The organism is Paracoccus broussonetiae (genome assembly GCF_031854425.1).
Classification (GTDB): Bacteria; Pseudomonadota; Alphaproteobacteria; order Rhodobacterales; family Rhodobacteraceae; genus Paracoccus; species Paracoccus broussonetiae.
In genome coordinates this window covers 1-967 of sequence record NZ_JAVRQI010000051.1, presented here as the reverse complement: position 1 = coordinate 967, position 967 = coordinate 1, and the positions used below count along the sequence as shown (strand labels likewise).

The 967-nt window shown below is 65.7% G+C and carries 2 protein-coding genes; both read right to left on the bottom strand.

What is annotated here, in order from left to right; translation table 11 throughout:
* The coding region (locus RM190_RS23310; protein WP_311761872.1) for a molybdopterin cofactor-binding domain-containing protein at positions 1 to 307 on the bottom strand (307 nt) is incomplete at its 3' end.
* Positions 297 to 967 (bottom strand): molybdopterin cofactor-binding domain-containing protein (locus tag RM190_RS23305; protein WP_311761871.1); only part of this gene is annotated, 671 nt, incomplete at its 5' end. The genes RM190_RS23305 and RM190_RS23310, both read right to left, overlap by 11 nt.

Here is a 967-nt window from a genome sequence, read left to right as displayed (position 1 = left end):
GGGGCAGTTGGCTCTCGCCCAGCTCGACCCGGACTTGAGCTATGGGTACGCCCAGCATCTCTCCTGCGATCTGGCCCAGGATCGCGTAACTGCCGGTCCCGATATCGGTCTGGTCGCTCTGCACCAGAAGGCTGCCATCTGCCTCGAGCCGCACCCGCGCTGCCGCCGGCATCAACATGTTGACCCGCGCTGCCGAGGCCACGCCCATGCCCACCCACCACTCGCCATCGCGGCTCATGCAGGGGCGCGGCTTGCGATTTTCCCAGCCGAATGCCCGCGCACCCTGATCCAGTGCCTCAACCAGCATACGCGAGGAATAGGGCCTGTCCTTGCCGGGCTGGCTGGCTGGCGGGCAGGTTGCGCTTGCGCAGCTCGACCGGATCGATCCCGGCCTTCTCGGCAAGCTCGTCCATCGCAGCTTCCCGCACTTGCATGCCCACGGCCTCGCCCGGTGCGCGCACCGAGCCCGAGGTCAGCCGGCTGATCCGGGCGATGTTCACCACAAGCTTGCGGTTCGCGCCGCCATACAGGAACTCGGTAGCTTGGGTGACAGGCTCGGCGAGTTTCTCATCGGGCAGATTCGATACCCATGCCTCATGCCCGAGCCCAGTCAGTCGTCCGTTGGTGTCGGCGGCAAGTCGCAGGCGTTGCCGCGTTTCCGAGCGACGCATGATGGTGGCAAAGACCTGCTGTCGGGTCAGGACGACACGCACTGGGCGTCCCAGTGCCCGCGCGGCGATGGCGGCAGCGATGGCATCATGCGAGATGCCCAGTTTCGATCCGAAGCCACCGCCGACATAGGGCGAGACGATGCGGACATTGCGCGGCGATATGCGCAGGGAATCCGCCAACTCCTTCACATTGTGCGAGATCATCTGGAAACTGCCCCAGAGGGTCAGCTCCTTCCCCTGCCATTCTGCGATCGAGGCATGCGGCTCCATCGCGGCACTGGCATGGCCCTCTGTCG